Raw genomic sequence first — 14,427 nt, 5'->3', positions numbered from 1 at the left:
GCGGCGTGATCTTTGCCTTGCGCGGCGCTTCTTCAATGCCCTGTCCGCATGGCCGGATCCCGCCCCTTGACCTTCCAATTATGGGAAGCCTCATCTGGGGAGGCATGAGCATTTCCCTCCCCATCACCGGCATGAGCTGCGCCAATTGCGCGGGCCGGGTCGAGCGCGCCCTGGCGCGCGTGCCGGGCGTCGCCGCCGCCCGGGTGAATCTGGCCAGCGAGCGCGCCGAGGTGGAGGGCGACGCCCCGCCCCAGGCGCTGGCCGAAGCCCTGGAAAAGGCCGGCTATGGCGTGGGCGCCACGGTGCTGGAGCTCGGCATTGGCGGCATGACCTGCGCCAGCTGCGCCGGGCGGGTGGAGCGCGCCCTCGCCCGCGTGCCGGGCGTGCTGGAGGCCCGCGTCAACCTGGCCAGCGAGCGGGCGCATCTGCGCGTGCTGGCCGGGCTGGACCCCGCCCTGCTGGCGGATGCGGTGGAGCGCGCCGGCTACCACGCCACCAGCGCCGAGGCGGATGAGGCGGCGGAGGAAGCCGCCCATGCCACAGCGCAGCGTCGGGAGCGGCTGGAGCTGGCGCTGGCCTTCGCCCTGACCGCGCCCTTCCTGATCGGCATGCTGGGCATGGCGTTCGGCCGGCACTGGATGCCGCCGGGCTGGCTGCAGGCGCTGCTCGCCGCGCCGCTGCAAGTCTGGCTGGGGGCGCGCTTCTACCGCGCCGGCTGGTCGGCGCTGCGGGCCCGCACCGGCAATATGGATCTGCTGGTCGCCATCGGCACCAGCGCCGCCTATGGCCTGTCGCTGGTGATGCTGCTGCAGGGGCAGGAGCATCTGTATTTCGAGGCCTCGGCGGTGGTGATCGCCTTCGTGTTGCTGGGCCGGCATCTGGAGGGGCGGGCGCGGCGCGCCACCGGCGCCGCCATCGCCGCCCTGCTGGCGCTGCGCCCCAGCACCGCCCGGCGGCTGGACGCGGCGGGCCAGGAGCAGGAGGTGCCCGCCGCCCTGCTGCGCCCCGGCGACCGCATCGCGGTGCGCCCCGGCGAGCGCATCCCGGCCGACGGGCTGGTCGAGGAGGGCGCCGCCGGCGTCGATGAGAGCGCCCTGACCGGCGAGAGCCGCGCGGTGGAGAAGGGCCCGGGCGATGCGGTGGCCACCGGCACCATCGCCCTCGACGGAAGGCTGGTGCTGCGCGCCACGGCGGTGGGCGGCGAGACCCGCCTGGCCCAGGTGGCCGCGCTGGTGCAGGCGGCCCAGGCCAGCCGCGCGCCGGTGCAGAAGCTGGTGGACCGGGTCAGCGCCGTCTTCGTGCCCGCCGTGGTGGCGATCGCGCTGCTGACGCTGCTGGGCTGGCTCGCCGCCGGCGCGGCGGTGTCGGAGGCCATCCTGCACGCGGTGGCGGTGCTGGTCATCGCCTGCCCCTGCGCGCTCGGCCTCGCGACCCCCGCCGCCATCATGGCCGGCACCGGGGCGGCGGCGCGCGCCGGCATCCTGATCCGCGACGCGGCCGCGCTGGAGCAGGCCGGGCACATCACCTTGGTCGCCTTCGACAAGACCGGCACGCTGACCGAGGGCCGCCCGCGCCTGGCCGCTTTGCACCCGGCCGGGGGCGTGGCCCCCGACCAGGCCCTGGCCTGCGCCGCCGCGCTGCAATCCGGCAGCGAGCACCCGCTGGCCCGCGCCGTGCTGGATGCGGCCGGCAGCACCCCCTCGGCCCCCGTCGAGGCGTTCCGCGCCCTGCCCGGCCGTGGCGTGGAAGGCCGCGTGCAGGGGGAGGTGCTGCGCCTGGGCAGCGCCCGCCTGCTGCGCGAGGCCGGGGCCGAGCCCGGCGCGCTGGCCGCGGCCGAGGCGGCCGAGGCGGCGCAGGGCCGCACCCTCTCCTGGCTGATCGGCACCACCCCGCCCCGCCCGCTGGCGCTGCTGGCCTTCGAGGATGCGCCGCGCCAGGGCGCCGCCGAGGCCGTCCGGCGCCTGCGCGACCAGGGCATCGCCACCGCCATGCTGTCCGGCGATTCGGAAGCAGCGGCACGCGCCGTGGGCGGCGCGCTCGGCCTCACCGAGATCGCCGCCGGCGTGCTGCCGGAGCAGAAGGCGGCGCGCATCGCCGCCTGGAAGGCGGAGGGAAAGCGTGTCGCCATGGTGGGCGACGGGGTGAATGACGCGGCGGCGCTCGCCACCGCCGATCTCGGCATCGCCATGGGCAGCGGCACGGATGTGGCGATCGCCGCCGCGCCGGTGGTGCTGCTGCGCCCCGACCCGGCGCTGGTGCCCGCCACCCTCTCCATCACCCGCGCCACACTGACAAAAATCCGGCAGAATCTGGCCTGGGCCTTCGGCTTCAACACGCTGGGCATTCCGCTGGCGGCGTTCGGCCTGCTCTCCCCGGCGCTGGCGGGGGCGGCGATGGCCTTCTCCTCGGTCGCGGTGCTGGGCAATGCGCTGCTGCTGGCGCGCTGGAGGGCCACGCCATGAATATCGGCGAGGCGGCGCGCCGCTCCGGCCTCTCGGCCAAGATGATCCGGCATTACGAGGCGGAGGGGCTGCTGGCCCCGCTGCGCCTGTCCAATGGCTATCGCGACTATGCCGAGGCCGATCTGGCGGTGCTGCGCTTCATCCGCCATGCCCGCGCGCTGGCCTTCCCGCTGGAGGATGTGCGCCGCCTGCTGGCGCTGTGGCGCGACCGGCAGCGCGCCAGCGCCGATGTACGGCGCATCGCCCTCGACCATGTCGCGGCGCTGGAAGCCAAGGCCGAGGCCATGCAGGCCATGGCCCGCTCGCTGCGCCACCTGGCGGCGCATTGCCAGGGCGATGCCCGCCCCGACTGCCCCATCCTTGACGAGCTGGAGAAACTGCCATGAGCGAAACCCTGACCCTGACTGTGCGCGGCATGGATTGCGGCCATTGCGTGCGCGCCGTCACCGAGGCGATCCGCGCCCAGGACCCCGCGGCCGAGGTGTCGGTCGACCTGCCCAGCGGCACGGTGCGCGCCGCCACAAGCCTGCCGCGCGAGCGCGTCGCCGCCGCCATCACCGGGGAAGGCTACACGGTCGAGCCCGCCTGATTGTCTTCCGGGGGGGGCGGCGGGCCCGGCGGCGCCCGCCACCCCCTCGCGCTTCAGCCTTTCTTCACCCGCGCCTGCGACAAAGGCGCATGGGCGGGGCGCGGCCCCGTGGCAGAGAGGCGGGGTGCAGCATGAGCCAGTCCTGGAGGAGTTCCGCATCGCCGGGCAGCAACCTGCCGGGGGTGGGCGGGAAGCTCGTGGGCGGCAGCCGCGCCCCCTCGGCGCTGGCCGATTTCAACCGCGCCCGCTTCACCGGCTATGGCGGGCACGATCTGCATCTGGTGCCGCCGCCGCCACCGCTGCTGACGCCGATCCAGGCGCGGCTGCGCGACGATCTGGCTGCGCTGGTCGAGCAGCACCGGGATTTCTTCACCCGCCATGCCGATACCGATCCGCGCCTGCTCAGCCGCACGCGGGAGGGCTGGGCCGTCACCTGGCGCCGCTGGGCGCTGGATGATCTCGGCCAGGCGGCGACCGAGGCGCGCAATGTCTATGTCATCCACAAGGGGGAGGCCTATGCGCACCGCCTCTTCCTGGACAAGAATGGCCGCCAGCTGCTGGCGGTGCAGCCGAACGAGCCGCATTCGCCGCTGCGCTACCGCAAGCTGAGCCTCACCGAGGATCTCTGCGACCTCTACGGCCCCTTCGCCCGGCTGTCGGAGCATCCGGAGGGCTGACACAGAAGGCGGGTGCAGGGGACCCCGTCCCCTGCCCAAGGGACAGGAAGGGGGGAGTTTGAGGGGGCAAAGCCCCCTCAAGCCGGGTCTTCCCCCTGGACTTCCCCTCCCCTGCTTGCGCGCTATCGTGGCGCCAAGCCGACGGAGGAACCCACGCCCATGCCGACCACCATCCCGCTGCGCGCCGCCTGACCGATGCGCATCACCGCCATCCGCGACGGCGTCGCGCCGATCAGCAGCGACATCGCCAACGCCTATATCGATTTCTCCAAGATGACGGCGAGCATCGTCGCCGTCACGGTGGAGGATGGGCAGGGCCGCAGCGCCACCGGCTTCGGCTTCAACTCCAATGGCCGCTACGCCCAGCCCGGCCTGCTGCGCGAACGCTTCATCCCGCGCCTGCTGGAGGCGCCGGAGGCCCTGCTCTCCACGACCGAGGGCACGCTCGACCCGGCCGGCGCCTGGGCCGCGATGATGCGCAATGAGAAGCCCGGCGGGCATGGCGAGCGCTCGGTCGCGGTCGGCGTGCTGGACATGGCGCTGTGGGACGCGGCGGCGAAGCTGGAAGGCGTGCCGCTGTGGAAGCTGCTGGCCACCCGCTACCGCCAGGGCCAGGCGGATGAGAGCGCCTGGATCTACGCCGCCGGCGGCTATTACTACCCCGGCAAGGGGGTGGAGGGGCTGGTCGAGGAGATGCGCCGCTATCTCGGCATGGGCTATTCGGTGGTGAAGATGAAGATCGGCGGCGCCCCCGGCACACCGCTGAAGGACGCGCTGAAGGAGGATGTGGCGCGCATCGAGGCGGTGCTGAAGCTGCTGGGCGGCGACGGGTCGCGGCTTTGCGTCGACGTCAATGGCCGCTTCGGCCTGCATGCCGCGCTGGCCTATGGCGCCGCCCTCTCCCCCTACCGGCTGCGCTGGTATGAGGAGCCGCTGGACCCGCTGGACTACGCCACCCATGCGACGCTCGCCGAGCATTATGCGGGCCCCATCGCCACCGGCGAGAACCTCTTCTCGATGCAGGATGCCCGCAACCTGATCCGCCATGGCGGGCTGCGGCCGGATCGCGACATCCTGCAATTCGATCCCGCCCTCTCCTACGGCCTGGTCGAGTATCTGCGCACGCTGGAGATGCTGGGCCAGCATGGCTGGTCGCCGCGCCGCTGCGTGCCGCATGGCGGGCATCAGTTCGCACTGAACATCGCGGTGGGCTTGGGCCTTGGCGGCAATGAGAGCTATCCGGAGGTCTTCGCGCCCTTTGGCGGCTTCGCCGATGACACGCCGGTCGAGGACAGCCGCATCCGCCTGCCCGACAGCCCGGGCATCGGCTTTGAGCGCAAATCGGCGCTGTATGCCGTGCTGAAGACGCTGCTCTGACGGGCCGGCCGGGGCGGGCCCCGCCGGCCCCGGCCGTCGCTACAGCGCCAGCGCGGCGCAGGCGGCGCGCACCGCCTCCATATCCACCACGAAGGGGCTGTTGTTGGTGTCCAGCTTCATGGTGAAGGATTCGCCCACCACCGTCGCCCCGCGCAGCGCCAAAGGCGGCGGCAGGGAATCCAGCACGAAGCGGTGGTAGTCGGGCGAGGTCAGGCTCAGCACCCGCGTGCCCGCGCGGCAGAACAGCGTGTTGAACAGCCCGCCGCCATAGACCCCCGCCACGCAATCGGCGCTGCGGAACAGCGCCACCTGCTCGGACAGGGAAAAATCCTCCAGCGCCACGCTCTCGAAGCCGAGGCCGTCCAGCAGCGCCGCCACCTCTGCCTCGTTCAGCAGGTTGCGGAACCACAGCTTGGCGTCGCGCCGCTGGATGCGGATGCGCCGCTTGCCGTCCGGGAAACGATCCGCCGCGCCGCGCAGCGCCTGCAGCGGCGCCTCATGCTTCCACAGCGGCGCCGAGCCGAGATAGAGCCGCTCCGCCACCACCGGCGGCGCGCCGGGCCCGCCCACCGGCACCAGCTGGTCCGGGCGCACGCCATACAGCGCCAGCAGCGGCGCCAGGCGCGCCGCCACATGTTCGGAGACCAGCAGGCGCGGCCGCGGCTCGGGGAAGAGCAGCCAGTGATGGAGGCGCGGCAGCACCTCCAGCATGAAATGCGTGTAGTTGAGGTCGGGCCGGTAGGTCAGGTGCAGCAGCGGGCCGGCGATGCGGCGGGCCGGGCGGCGCCAGGGGCGGCGCGGATGGATCTTTCCGTTTTCCAGCCGCAGGCTCAGCAGAGACAGCGCGCCCTCCAGGCGCTGCGGCACCGCCAGCCCGGAATCCGAGGCGCTGGCGAAGCTTTCCACCACCATGCGCCCCTCGGCGCTGTCCACCACCGCGCCGCCGCCCAGGATCACCGCATCGGTATAGACGCCGAGGCGCAGCGCATTGCCGAAGCGCTGCGGCATGCGGCCCAGCGCCATGGGGGCGCTGCCCTGGCGGAAGGTGGCGAAGGGCTGCCAGGGCGGCGCCACCGGCGGCGCCAGGTCCAGCCGGCCGCGCGGCGCCGCCAGCAGCGCCGGCAGATCCTCCAGCGGCGGCAATTCATGCAGCCCGGCCAGGGCGCAGGCAGGGGGCAGCATCATGCGCGCACCAGCAGGGCGAAGCCGGGGAAGTCGTGCCGCTGCGCCCCGGTCCAGGGGGCGGGCACGGCCTCATCCCCGCGCAGCAGCGCCACCAGCACCACGCCATGCGGATCGGTGGGCGGCGGGCGGTCGAGCGGCGGCCAGGCGGGGTCGGCGAGCGGCGCCGCCTGCTCGGCCAGCAGGGCGCGCAGCACGCGGCCCTCCGGCGCCGGCTCGCCGGGGGCGAGATGCAGCAGCGTATCGCGGGTGCCCCGGCGCGCCGCCGCCAGCGCCTCGCTGCCGGGCGCGGGGGCATGCAGCACCAAGCCTTCCAGCACCAGATGCCGGGTCAGGCTCATCAGCGCCGCATGGGCGGTGGCGGCGAAGGCGTAGCGCGGCGGATCGGCGCGCAGCGCCTCGGGAAAAATCCGAGAGAAATAGGCGTCGAAAGCCGGGGCGGGCAGGCGCAGCGCGCCGCCCTCCAGCGCCATGCCGGCGACGAATTCCTGTAACTTCATGGCCGATGTTCTGCCTCGGGCGGCGCCCCCTGCCCCTGGTCCCGGATCTGGAATTCCATGCGCCGCACCACCGCATCCACCCAGCGCGACGGCGCCAGCGGCGAGAGCCGCAGCGCCAGGGCCAGCGGCCAGGGGAAGGCCAGCCGCGCCGCACCTCGATCCAGCGCCCGCGCCAGCCGCGCGGCGGCCGCGTCGGCGCTCATCGAGAAGGGCCGGGCGCCGACCCAGCGCGCCCCCATGGCGCTGTCGAAGAAGCCCGGCGCCACCAGGGTGACGCGCAGCCCCTTCGGCGCCGTCTCCGCCCGCAGCGCCTCGCCATAGCTCCACAGCGCCGCCTTGCTGGCGCAATAGCCCGGGCTGTCCGGCAGGCCGCGGAAGGAGGAGAGCGAGCAGACCAGCCCGATGCTGCCCTGGCCCCGCGCCAGCATCGCCGGCAGCAGCGGCTCCACCAGATGCGCCGCCCCCAGCATGTTCACCTCGAGCTGCGCGCGCAGCGCCGCCACCCCTTCCCGCCCGCCGCCGGGGCGGGTGCCGAGCGCGATGCCGGCATTGGCCAGCAGCAGGTCGGTGGGGCTTTCGGCGTCCCAGGCGAGCAGCTGGCGTTCCATCGCCGCCGCGTCGCGCACATCGACCCGCGCGATGCGGGGCTGCGCGCCGCGCGCGGCGCAAGCCTCGGCGACCGCCGCCAGCGCCGCCGCGTCGCGCCCGATCAGGCCGAGCGTCACGCCGGGCGCGGCCAGGCGCCGCGCCATCGCCGCGCCCAGCCCGCGCGAGGCGCCGGTGATGATGGCCGAGCGGAAGCGGCTCACCGCAGCCCCCTACGGCGCGCCAGCAACCCGCGCAGCCAGCCCTCCACCCCGCGATGCAGGGTGAGCGGAGAAATCTTCCACAGCTCCGGCCGCTGCAGCCGCTCCAGCACCAGCTCCGGCGGGCAGGGCAGCTCGGTCAGCGGGTCGACCTGGCGCGGGAACAGGATCAGCGCGCCGGCCACCAGCGCGTCCAGGCTCAGCGCCCGGCCGCGCCGGGGCGGCGGCGCCCGGTCCTCGGTCAGCCCCCAGCCGGCATAGAAGGGCTGGCCCCAGGTGACCACCTTCACGCCCCGCAGCAGCGCCTCGAAGCCGGAGAGCGAGGTCAGGGTGTGCAGCGCGTCGATCTGCGGGAACAGCGCGGTCAGCGGCGCGCCGGTCACCACCTGATCGGCCAGGCCGTCCAGCGCCTCGGGCGGCAGGCGGCCCTTGCGGAAGCCGGCCTCGAGATCCGGGTGCGGCTTGTAGACGATCCAGGCGCCGGGGTTGGCGTCGCGCACCGCGCGCAGCAGCGCCAGATTGCCGCCCAGCCCGGCGCCGCCCAGCCGCACCGAGGCGTCATCCTCCACCTGCCCCGGCACCAGCAGGCATTCCCGCCCGGGCGGCGTGTCGAGGCGCGGCGCGCTGCCCGCCAGATTGTACTTGGTCACCCCGCGCGCCACGATCGCCTGGCGCAGCGCGGCGGCGCGTTCCAGCAATTCGGGCGGGAAGTCGGATTCGGCCAGGATGCGCTCCAGCCCGCTCGGCCGCGCCGGATCGTAATAGATGCCGTGGGAATCCACCGCATAGGCGGCGCCGGGCAGGAAGCGCGCGCCGAGCCCGCGGGAGCGGACGAAACCATCCTCCACCGTCAGCAGCTTCACGCCGACGCGGCCGCAGGCCTCGCGGAAGCCGGGCGGCATGGCGCCGGCCCAGACGGCGACGGCGCCATTGCGCCGCTTCGCCTCGGCGATGGCGTGGTCGGCGCTGCGGGTGAAGCCGGGCGCGCCGCCGGCATGGGCGAAGAGCGCGGCGATGCGCCGGCGCTTCCAGAAGGCCATGCCGAGGCAGATGGCGACGCGCCGGTTCTCCTGCTGCGCCCGCGACCAGTCGGCCAGCTGGCGCAGCGCATCCTCGAAGCGGCCGGGGCGGGAGAGGAAGGGGTCGGCGCAGCGCGTCGCCGCGATCAGCGCCGCCCAGCCCGGTGCCGGGTCCAGCAGCCGGCCGGCCACCCGCACCCCGGCGGCGGCGGCCAGCAGCGCCATCTCCGGCGTCGCGCCATAGAGGTCCTCGGCCAGCTCCAGCAGCGTCCAGGGCGAGAGGCGGGCGCGCAGCTGGCGCAGCCCGGGCTCGCCGGAGAGCAGCGGCGCGCTGGTGGCGGGGGCCGCCGGGTCGCGCGCCAGCAGCAGCGGCCGCCCCCCGGCGGCGTTGCGGGCGGCGGAGAGCGCGGCGCGCGCCGCCGCCTCCCGCCCCGGGCGGCAGGGGTCGAGCACCAGCACCGCGCCGCGCAGCGGCAGGCGCAGCTGGGCGGCGCCGGGATCGGGCAGCGCCGGCTCGCCGCCGATTCGGGCCTCGGCGGCGAAGGCGGCGGCGGCGGCGGCGCGGGCCAGGGCGGCGGCATCGGCCTGCGGCGGCGGCGCCAGCGGCGCATCGGCCAGCAGCGGCGGCAATTCCTCCAGCGGCAGCAGCGCCACGGCGCGGCTGCGCCCGGCGAAGACCGGGCTGCGCAGCGGCCCCGGGGCGTAGCGCAGCACCCGCCCCGTCAGCCGCGGCGGCGGCACCACGCCCTGGGGCAGCGCCAGCAGGGCGGCCCCGGCCGCGTCGGCCAGCCGGTGCTCCGGCCAGAAGGCCGCCAGATGCGCGGCCTCCGCCGGGCTGGCCGCGGCGGGAAAGGCGATGGTCGCGGAGGAGGAAAGTTGCGCCAAAATACGGGGGACATCCTCAATAAGGCGTGAGCATGGTTACGAAGGTGAGTTTTGCCAGTCGCCTTGCGGTGCGGTAGATTTCGCGCATGCATGACCGCATACAAGCCTGCGTGAGCGGGAAGTCCAAGCGCTGGGTTTTCCGCGGACCGGCCTGCGCGCCGCGCGGCGCCCGGCCTGTTCCGGCATTGCTGCTGGCCCTGTCGGGGCTGGCCCTGGCCGGCTGCAGCAGCCTGTCGGGCGCGATGTCGAGCCTGTCCGGCCCGCGCGAGATCCCGCCGGCCCAGGTGGAGGCCCCGCCGCCGCGGCCGGCCGATCCGCTCAGCGCCTTCGTGGCCTCGGCGCAGCCGGGCCAGCAGGGCGTCGTCTCGCCGGAGGCCGGGCTGGCCCCGGTGCCGGTGCGGGTGGTGCGCGCCTACAATGCCGGCAGCGGCCGCGAATGCCGCGAGCTGTCGATCGGTGGCGGCGGCGTCACCGGCGGCCGCCCGGCGCTGTACTGCCAGGGCCCGGCGGGCTGGGAGGCGGCACGGCCGCTGCTGCGCGGCGGGGCGGTCGCCCGGCCGTGATGGACATCCCGCGTCGCGAACCCAGCGGGCTGGTGGCGACGCAGTTCCGCGTCATCGGCGCGCTGTTCATGCGCGAGCTGCTGACCCGCTTCGGCACCAGCCGCATCGGCTATGTCTGGCTGATCGGCGAGCCGATGATGCTGGCCATCGCCATTTCCACCCTGCACGCGGTCAGCGGGCACGGGCTCGGCAACGGGCTGCCCGTCTTCCTGTTCTACGCCATGGGCTACACGCCCTTCGTCATGTTCCGCTCGATCGTCAATCGCGGCGCCAACGTGATCGAGGCGAACATGTCGCTGCTCTACCACCGCAACATCACGCTGCTCGACATCGCCATCGCCCGCAACGTGATGGAGGCGGCGGTGTGCAGCATGATCATCACGCTGTTCATGATCGCCGCGGTGCTGATCTTCGACGAATGGCCGCATGAGCCGGCGCTGTTCTATTTTGGCCTGATGCTCAGCGCGCTGCTGGCGCATGGCCTGTCGATGCTGCTGGCCGGGCTGCAGGTCTTCATCGACGGGCTGGACCGCTTCACCCACCCGATGACCTACCTGATGATGCCGATCTCGGCGACCTTCTACATGCTGAGCAGCCTGCCCACCGAGGCGCGCGAACTGCTGCTGTGGAACCCGCTGGTCAGCGTCCATGAGATGAACCGCTGGGCGATGTTCGGCGACCGCGTCCAGCCCTATTACGACATCCCCTATGTGCTCTGCTGGATCATCGGGCTGAACGTGCTGGGCATGGCGGCGCTGCGCGCGGCGCGTTCCCGCCTGACATTGATGGAGTAGCGCCATGCTCGAATTCCAGAATGTCTGGAAGGTGTTCGAGACGCGCAACGGCCCCAAGGAGGTGCTGCGGGGCGCCTATGCGCGCATCCGCCAGGGCGAGCATGTCGGCATCCTCGGCCGCAACGGCGCCGGCAAATCGACCCTGCTGCGCATCCTGGGCGGGGTGGAGCGGCCGACCCGCGGCAGGGTGCGCTGCACGATGCGCATGTCCTGGCCGATCGGCAAGAGCTTCGGCATCCAGTCCAGCATGTCCGGCGCCGCCAATGCCCGCTTCATCGCGCGCCTCTATGGCACGCCGGTGGCCCGCACGGTGGAGTTCGTCGAGGACTTCGCCGAGCTCGGCCCCTACTACCACGAGCCGGTGCGCACCTATTCCTCGGGCATGATGTCGCGCCTGCTGATGGGCCTGTCCTTCGCCGTCGATTTCGACTGCTACCTGGTGGATGAGGCGCTCTCCACCGGCGATGCCCGCTTCGCCGAGAAGTGCCGGCAGGTCTTCGACATGCGCCGCTCCACCGCCGGCATCCTGCTGGTCTCCCACAACCCTCTGCATGTGAAAAGCTACTGCGACACGGCCGCGATCCTGCGGAACGGCATGCTGGAATTCTATGAGGACGTCGATGAAGCTATCGCCGCCTACCAGGGTCTCTGACCCCGGCATGACCGGTGCGGCCAGCCGCCCCGTCGCCGCCCTTCCCGCCCGCGAGCCGCCGCCGAAGCGCCGGGGTTTCCTCTGGCGCCGCCGCTTCTACCTGCTGCTGGTGGTGCTGCCGACGCTGCTGACCGGCCTCTACCTCTACGGCTTCGCCGCCGGGCAGTACATGTCGGAGGCGCGCTTCGTGGTGCGCGGCGGGCAGGAGCAGCGCAGCCTGGGCGGGCTCGGCGACCTGATGAGCAGCGCCGGCTTCTCCGCCACCTCGCAGGATGCGCTGGCGGTGCGCGACTATCTGCAGTCGCATGACGCGCTGCAGGCCATGGTGCGCAATATCGGGCTGATCGACATCTATCGCCGCCCCGAGGCGGACGGTCTGGCGGCGCTATGGTCGGGCCAGCCCTCGACCGAGATGCTGCAATTCTACCACAACTTCATGAACACCATCACGATCGACTCCACCTCCGGCATCCTGACGGTCCGTGCCCGCGCCTTCCGGCCGGAGGATTCGCAGCGTGTCGTCGAGGAGCAGCTGTCGCTGTCCGAGGCCTTCGTGAACAAGCTCTCCGAGCGCTCGCGCGAGGAAGCGCTGCGGGTGGCGCGGACCGAGCTGGAGCGGGCCGAGCAGCGGGTGCTGGACAGCCAGGCCGCGGTCACCGCCTGGCGCCAGCGCGAGCGCGCGGTGGACCCGGCGCGCAGCGCGCAGATCGGGCTGGAGGGCATGGGCGCGCTGGAAGGCCTGCTGACCACGACGCGGGCCGAGCTGCAGGAGAAGCAGGCCTATCTGCGCCCGGACAATCCGCAGATCCAGCTGCTGCGCAACCGCATCAGCTCGCTCGAGCGCGAGATCCGCGAGCACCGGCAGCGCCTGACCATGGGCAATGAATCGCTGCCGCTGCTGATCGCCTCCTATGAGCGGCTGGCGCTGGAGCGCGAATTCGCCGACAAGCAGCTGGCCTCGGCCACCGCCTCGCTGGAGCAGGCGCGGGTCAATGCGCAGCGCCAGCAGCTTTTCGTCACCCGGGTGGTGCAGCCGACCCTGGCGGAGATCGCGCTGTATCCACGGGCGGCGCTGATCCTGCTCAGTATGTTCCTGGTGCTGTCGGTGCTGTACGGCATCGGCTGGATGATGGTTTCGGGGATGCGTGAACATGCTTTCTAGCCGAGCGATCCTGGCCACCGCGCTGGCGCTGCTGGCGGCGGTGCCGGCCGGCAACCCGGCCCGGGCGCAGAGCCCGCTCTCGGCCCCCTCGCTCGGCGGCATGGCCCAGGGTGGCGGCGGCGGCGGCAATGCCACCACGGTGCCGCAGCTGCTGCCCGACAGCAGCATCGTCAACCGCGCCGGCACGGCGACGGAGGCCGAGGCGGGCGCCACGGTGGAAGGCCCGCTGGCCGAGCCGCGCCGCGCCCCCGGCCCCAGCCGCACCGTCTTCGGCGCCGCGCTGTTCGCGCGCGGCGCGCCGAGCCCCTCGGAATCCAGCAACCCGAACTACCGGCTGGGCGTGGGCGACCGCGTCTCGGTCCGCGTCTGGGGCGGCGTGGAAGCCGAGGTGATGGGCGCCATCGACCCCGATGGCAATCTGTTCCTCCCCTCGGTCGGGCCGCTGCGCCTGGCGGGCGTGCGCGCCGGCGACCTGCAGCGCACGGTGGAGACGGAGCTGCGGCGCATCTACACGCAGCAGGTCAATGTCTATGCCGTGCTGCTCTCGGCCAGCCAGATCGGCGTCTATGTCACGGGCTTCGTGAAGCTGCCGGGGCGGCATACCGGCTCCGGCTCCGACACGGTGCTGGACTTCCTGCTGCGCGGCGGCGGCGTCGATCCGGTGCGCGGCTCCTATCGCGACATCGTCGTGCAGCGCGGCGGCCGGCCGGTGCTCCGGCTCGACCTCTACCCCTTCCTGCTGCAGGGCCGGCTGCCCGGGCTGACGCTGCAGGATGGCGACACCATCGTGGTCGGCAAGCAGGGCTCCACCGTCTCGGCCGATGGCGCCATCCGCAACAACTACCTGTTCGAGGTGGCCGGCCGCGCGATGACCGGGGCGGAGCTGATGGAGCTGTCGGCGCCGCTGCCGGCGGCGACCAATGCGGTGATCCGCGGCACCCGCAACGGCCAGCCCTGGTCGCGCTATGTCGATGTGGCGGAGCTGCGCCGCACCGCGCTGCTGGACCAGGATGTGGTGACCTTCATCACCGACGCCCCGGCGCCGACCGTGCGGGTCTTCGTCGAGGGCAGCCGGCTCGGCCCCTCGGTGCTGGTGGCGGATCGCGACATCAATCTGTGCCAGGTGCTGGACCATATCGCGGTGGATCCGGCGCTGGCCGATACCAGCTCGGTCTACATCCTGCGGCAGCGCCTGGCCTCGCAGCAGCGGCGCTCGATCAACGAGGCGCTGGACCGGCTGGAGCGGCAGCTCTTCACCTCCACCTCCACCACCACGGGCGTCGCCGAGATCCGCGCCAGCGAGGCGCAGCTGGTGGCGAGCTACATCGCCCGCGGCCGGCGCATCCAGCCCGAGGGGCGGCTGGTGGTGGTCGATGATTCCGGCCGCTGCACGCGGGTGCGTATGGAGGATGGCGACACCATCGTGATCCCCGAGCGCTCCGACACGGTGCTGGTGGGCGGCGAGGTGGTGAGCCCGATGGCCGTGGTGTGGCGCCCCGACATGACGATCGAGGATTACGCCAAGGCCGCCGGCGGCTTCACCCAGCGTGGCGACAGCAGCAACATCATGATCCGCCGGCCGAGCGGCCAGCTGATCCTGGAGCCGCGCGAGGGCCCGCGCCCGGGCGACGAGCTGATCGCGCTGCCGCGCCTGGATGCGAAGAGCTTCCAGATCGCCCGCGACCTGCTGCAGCTGATCTACCAATCGGCGCTGTCGGCCCGCGTCTTCACCAACTGACGCCGGTCTTTTTTCGGTCCG

At 73.1% G+C, this 14,427-nt stretch carries 14 protein-coding genes; 10 read left to right on the top strand and 4 right to left on the bottom strand.

Going from position 1 to position 14,427, the window contains the following annotated elements:
* The first annotated feature begins 104 nt into the window (after positions 1–104).
* The 5 genes from QE401_RS19040 (at position 105) to QE401_RS19020 (ending at position 5,105) form a co-directional block, all read left to right on the top strand.
* Positions 105–2,462: a heavy metal translocating P-type ATPase gene (locus tag QE401_RS19040; RefSeq protein ID WP_307139698.1), complete on the top strand. Its 2,358-nt coding sequence runs from the start codon at positions 105–107 to the stop codon at positions 2,460–2,462.
* Positions 2,459–2,848: a Cu(I)-responsive transcriptional regulator gene (gene cueR, locus QE401_RS19035; protein WP_307139697.1), complete on the top strand. Its 390-nt coding sequence runs from the start codon at positions 2,459–2,461 to the stop codon at positions 2,846–2,848. The genes QE401_RS19040 and cueR overlap by 4 nt, the downstream gene beginning before the upstream one ends.
* Complete coding sequence (locus QE401_RS19030) at positions 2,845–3,051, top strand: heavy-metal-associated domain-containing protein (RefSeq protein WP_307139696.1); 207 nt, start codon at positions 2,845–2,847, stop codon at positions 3,049–3,051. The genes cueR and QE401_RS19030 overlap by 4 nt, the downstream gene beginning before the upstream one ends.
* 131 nt (positions 3,052–3,182) lie before the next feature.
* Positions 3,183–3,728: a hypothetical protein gene (locus QE401_RS19025; protein ID WP_307139695.1), complete on the top strand. Its 546-nt coding sequence runs from the start codon at positions 3,183–3,185 to the stop codon at positions 3,726–3,728.
* Positions 3,729–3,923: 195 nt separating this feature from the next.
* Positions 3,924–5,105 (top strand): mandelate racemase/muconate lactonizing enzyme family protein, encoded by a 1,182-nt coding sequence (locus QE401_RS19020; RefSeq protein ID WP_307139694.1) that lies wholly within the window; start codon positions 3,924–3,926, stop codon positions 5,103–5,105.
* A 39-nt stretch (positions 5,106–5,144) separates the two neighbouring features.
* On the opposite strand, the gene QE401_RS19015 is transcribed toward QE401_RS19020, so the two are convergent.
* The 4 genes from QE401_RS19015 to QE401_RS19000 are packed head-to-tail and all read right to left on the bottom strand — an operon-like array spanning position 5,145 to position 9,497.
* On the bottom strand, positions 5,145–6,290 hold the full coding sequence (locus QE401_RS19015; RefSeq protein WP_307139693.1) for a glycosyltransferase family 61 protein: 1,146 nt from the start codon (positions 6,288–6,290) through the stop codon (positions 5,145–5,147).
* Entirely contained in the window at positions 6,287–6,787 is a 501-nt protein-coding gene (locus QE401_RS19010; protein WP_307139692.1) for a hypothetical protein, read from the bottom strand. The genes QE401_RS19015 and QE401_RS19010 overlap by 4 nt, the downstream gene beginning before the upstream one ends.
* Positions 6,784–7,596: an SDR family NAD(P)-dependent oxidoreductase gene (locus QE401_RS19005; protein ID WP_307139691.1), complete on the bottom strand. Its 813-nt coding sequence runs from the start codon at positions 7,594–7,596 to the stop codon at positions 6,784–6,786. The genes QE401_RS19010 and QE401_RS19005 overlap by 4 nt, the downstream gene beginning before the upstream one ends.
* Positions 7,593–9,497, bottom strand: coding sequence for a capsular polysaccharide export protein, LipB/KpsS family (locus tag QE401_RS19000; protein WP_307139690.1), 1,905 nt, complete (start codon positions 9,495–9,497; stop codon positions 7,593–7,595). The genes QE401_RS19005 and QE401_RS19000 overlap by 4 nt, the downstream gene beginning before the upstream one ends.
* A 185-nt stretch (positions 9,498–9,682) precedes the next feature.
* On the opposite strand from QE401_RS19000, the gene QE401_RS18995 reads away from it, so the two are divergent.
* From QE401_RS18995 to QE401_RS18975, 5 genes are read left to right on the top strand one after another with little or no spacing between them, the layout of a single operon-like run.
* Entirely contained in the window at positions 9,683–10,060 is a 378-nt protein-coding gene (locus tag QE401_RS18995) for a DVU3141 family protein (RefSeq protein WP_307139689.1), read from the top strand.
* Entirely contained in the window at positions 10,060–10,854 is a 795-nt protein-coding gene (locus QE401_RS18990) for an ABC transporter permease (RefSeq protein ID WP_307139688.1), read from the top strand. Before QE401_RS18995 ends, QE401_RS18990 begins: the two co-directional genes overlap by 1 nt.
* 4 nt (positions 10,855–10,858) lie before the next feature.
* Positions 10,859–11,506 (top strand): ABC transporter ATP-binding protein, encoded by a 648-nt coding sequence (locus QE401_RS18985; protein ID WP_307139687.1) that lies wholly within the window; start codon positions 10,859–10,861, stop codon positions 11,504–11,506.
* Between the two features lie 7 nt (positions 11,507–11,513).
* Positions 11,514–12,668, top strand: coding sequence for a KpsE/RkpR family capsule polysaccharide export protein (locus tag QE401_RS18980; RefSeq protein WP_307139686.1), 1,155 nt, complete (start codon positions 11,514–11,516; stop codon positions 12,666–12,668).
* Positions 12,658–14,406, top strand: coding sequence for a polysaccharide biosynthesis/export family protein (locus QE401_RS18975; protein ID WP_307139685.1), 1,749 nt, complete (start codon positions 12,658–12,660; stop codon positions 14,404–14,406). Before QE401_RS18980 ends, QE401_RS18975 begins: the two co-directional genes overlap by 11 nt.
* Positions 14,407–14,427 lie beyond the last annotated feature (21 nt).

The organism is Pseudoroseomonas cervicalis (assembly GCF_030818485.1).
Lineage (GTDB): Bacteria > Pseudomonadota > Alphaproteobacteria > Acetobacterales > Acetobacteraceae > Pseudoroseomonas > Pseudoroseomonas cervicalis_A.
The sequence above is the reverse complement of the archived record's forward strand: the minus strand, read 5'-3'. Positions and strand labels throughout refer to the sequence as shown.

Coding starts and splice junctions, on each gene's coding strand:
- QE401_RS19040 (WP_307139698.1), top strand. CDS start 105: ATGAGCATTTCCCTCCCCATCACCGGCATGAGCTGCGCCAATTGCGCG.
- QE401_RS18990 (WP_307139688.1), top strand. CDS start 10,060: ATGGACATCCCGCGTCGCGAACCCAGCGGGCTGGTGGCGACGCAGTTC.
- QE401_RS18975 (WP_307139685.1), top strand. CDS start 12,658: ATGCTTTCTAGCCGAGCGATCCTGGCCACCGCGCTGGCGCTGCTGGCG.
- QE401_RS18985 (WP_307139687.1), top strand. CDS start 10,859: ATGCTCGAATTCCAGAATGTCTGGAAGGTGTTCGAGACGCGCAACGGC.
- QE401_RS19010 (WP_307139692.1), bottom strand. CDS start 6,787: ATGAAGTTACAGGAATTCGTCGCCGGCATGGCGCTGGAGGGCGGCGCG.
- QE401_RS19030 (WP_307139696.1), top strand. CDS start 2,845: ATGAGCGAAACCCTGACCCTGACTGTGCGCGGCATGGATTGCGGCCAT.
- QE401_RS18980 (WP_307139686.1), top strand. CDS start 11,514: ATGACCGGTGCGGCCAGCCGCCCCGTCGCCGCCCTTCCCGCCCGCGAG.
- QE401_RS19015 (WP_307139693.1), bottom strand. CDS start 6,290: ATGATGCTGCCCCCTGCCTGCGCCCTGGCCGGGCTGCATGAATTGCCG.
- QE401_RS19025 (WP_307139695.1), top strand. CDS start 3,183: ATGAGCCAGTCCTGGAGGAGTTCCGCATCGCCGGGCAGCAACCTGCCG.
- cueR (WP_307139697.1), top strand. CDS start 2,459: ATGAATATCGGCGAGGCGGCGCGCCGCTCCGGCCTCTCGGCCAAGATG.
- QE401_RS19020 (WP_307139694.1), top strand. CDS start 3,924: ATGCGCATCACCGCCATCCGCGACGGCGTCGCGCCGATCAGCAGCGAC.